Origin of the sequence: Imhoffiella purpurea, from assembly GCF_000585215.1 — a bacterium.
GTDB lineage: Bacteria > Pseudomonadota > Gammaproteobacteria > Chromatiales > Chromatiaceae > Imhoffiella > Imhoffiella purpurea.
The window spans coordinates 1-2,811 of record NZ_AONC01000116.1; the positions used below are offsets into that span (position 1 = coordinate 1).

The following is a 2,811-nucleotide window of genomic DNA, read 5'->3' on the forward strand; positions in this document are numbered from 1 at the left end:
TCAGTCGGTAGTCGTTCATCATGAGGAGCTTACCATGGGGCCAGACTGTTCACGAGGGAACTCTGCCGAAAACCTGTATGAGACAGGTATACCACTGGAGCTGACATTGAAATTTCGTCGGCTGGAGTCCACAGCCAACGCAAGCCTTTGTTCAGGAGTACTATCTACTACCCCACGAATCAGCGGGCCTAAATATCCCCCTTCAGGCTCAATTTGCATGCCATCCAACTGGACAAAACCATTAATTTATGGTGCGATCCCGCTAGGATACAACTTTGCGACAACATTCGGCCGAATATATTGTCGCCATACTCCAGGGGCCCGAAGCTTTTGAGCTCCACTCTCTTTTTGTTTCTTGCTCTTGTGATTAAATGATTCCTCTCAGTCATTTAGTTTGTGGTGTACCAAGTGGAAACGGTGATCTAGCCATTTGCTTGAAGCACCTTGGGTCAACCTTGTCCACTCTAGGCGACTACTTGGGTCCGCGCACTAGAGTGCGTACTGTCGATAGACTCATATCTCCGTTTCTTGCTCGTAGTGTCCTAGAAGTCGCATGTACCGGCATCATCGCACGATGGGATCCGTTCAGAGTATTGGCCCTGGCAAAGATTCAATCACAAGGCACCTACGATCCGTCTCGTAAGGTCGCGTCCGCAATTCAATGGTCGGGAGATGTACTGTCCAAGGCCCACGGAGGCTCCAAGCTTTGGGATACGGAAAAGAAGCCGGATAATTTTGATCGAGCACTATTTAGTGATCACCAGGGCGAAATTCTCTGGCAACCCGCTTTTGCTATGCTATTAGACCACCTAGCCGGTTATTCTGGCGCAAGTCAATCGCTCCAAGATATCGTTAACATTGAGCCAAAATCAATAGTCCCGCGCCTAAGGGGCACTGCCAGCAGACTCTACTCGCGAGCATCGAAAGGGATTCATCACGAGTTTGTGCTTTCAATTTCATCATACTACGACGACGCAACACTAGCAGAACTAGCAAATGAAACGCTATGGCTTGTCGCAACAATGGGGCTTATTATCAATTTTAGCGAGAACGCTGCATTCCGCATCAATCACAATCGCGCAGTGACGATCTACGAGGAGCTCGGGCTTTGAGCGACACAATAAATCACCAGTTGACGGAAGAGCGCTCCCTTGTTCTAGCCGCCGAGGAGTGCCGACCGGAGCTGTTTGATGAAATACACAAGTTTTCGGATCATGATCAACGAACGATCCGAAAACTCCGTGCGCACGGGCCCGTCTTGCTTCAGGGGGGGCGAGGCACAGGTAAGAGCGCTTTTATGATCGCGGCTTCTCGGCAAATGGCGCCTCATAACCCCGAGTCTGATATCCTCGGTTTGTATGTAAGCCTACGGTATGTTCCATTACTTAAAGCGACTGGCGAAGCCTATGAAAGGCTCTTCTGCCAATGGGTCAGCGGGCGAATTCAACAATCTTTAGCTCATACTTCTTTCGAGTTCGCAGACTCTCACGATCTAGCTCAGCTCAAAGCAAATCTTTCGGACTTATCTAAGCGCGCGGATCGGCGTGTTGTTCTGCTATTTGACGATGCCGCGCACATTGGGCGCGAAACTTCATTGGGCGTATTCTTTGACATATTCCGTACTCTTTCAAGTGACTCAATTAGCTGCAAAGCAGCAATATACCCAGGCGTAACAGAGTTTGGCACTAGATTCGACGTCTACAATGACGCTAGCCTTATAGACGTTCTCCGATCACCAGAGCAAGCTGGTTTCTCGCAGCTTTTTCTGGACATACTAACTTCACGTTACCCAGTACTCACCGATCAAAGTGTTACGGGATTTTCTTTACCTGAACTTGCAGCATTTGTTGGGGCAACCGTTCTTGGCAACGTGCGAGGATTTGTTTTCGCAGTTAATGACCTGTTAGACCATCTAGAACAAGATGGAAAGATCGGCTATAACGCAGTTGGTCAGTCTTTGTTGAGACTGGCTGCCACTTACTATTGGCCATTGCTTGAAGAAGTGCGACCCAAGCTTGGCCGGTATGCGCCAGCCGTAGAGACCGCGCATGAAATCGCGGATACTATGTTTCAAGCATGCGCATCCGCTGAAGCCCAATCCGCCATCGTACATAGAAAGCTGGTTGCAAGATACGGGAAACCATTCGAAATACTGGAGTATGCTGGATTTCTGACCCGAAGAGAAGCTTCTCGTGCACTTAGATCAGGCGGACGCGGCCCTCGATTTGCGGTAAATCTATGTAATTTGTTAGAGCGGACATCCGGCTCGCGCCTTACCTCTAGGCTTTTCAATCATTGGCTGACCAGAGGTAGCCAGGCAATAGAACTCCACGAACGCGGAGAGCATTTTACAAACATAGCCGTTCCGGAGCCAGACCCTAACAGCAATTTGGAGATCCTGCAGCTGCCGGTAAACCTCCTGCGCAAGAGCCCCGCATATCCATATGGGTTAACAGAGCGCAAACTTGAGGTACTTCAAAACGCTGGCATTTATACAATAGGCGAGTTAGCGGAAGCGTCGGATGACCTCCTTCTTTCGTTAGAAGGAGTCGGCCCTACTTTTTTGGACCGCTTTCGTTCAGTCGTTGGCCAAGCAATTTGGATGTAGCTTTCAGTGTCTGTATCAGCGAGGATCTCGAAACGAGAGTCGTCCGCAGAAGATAGGCCACTTCAGTTCCATTGATTGGACAACAAAGATTGCTCAGCAACTGGAGCTGGATCGTATCCGTTCGGTTCCCCCCTGCTCTCACGCCGCAGCAGGTGGCGGCAGAACGGGAGCCGGTCGCCCCTGACGACGCTCGCGCATAACCT

2 protein-coding genes are annotated in these 2,811 nt (G+C 50.1%); both read left to right on the forward strand.

All coding sequences use genetic code 11. From position 1 onward, the window contains the following. The first annotated feature begins 593 nt into the window (after positions 1 to 593). A complete protein-coding gene (locus tag D779_RS22530; RefSeq protein WP_157726498.1) occupies positions 594 to 1,112 on the forward strand; it encodes a hypothetical protein in 519 nt (172 codons plus the stop codon). Continuing rightward, the gene (locus D779_RS22535) at positions 1,109 to 2,608 is read left to right on the forward strand and encodes an ATP-binding protein (RefSeq protein ID WP_157726499.1); all 1,500 of its coding nucleotides are present in this window, start codon (positions 1,109 to 1,111) and stop codon (positions 2,606 to 2,608) included. The genes D779_RS22530 and D779_RS22535 overlap by 4 nt, the downstream gene beginning before the upstream one ends. The last annotated feature ends 203 nt before the right edge of the window (positions 2,609 to 2,811 follow it).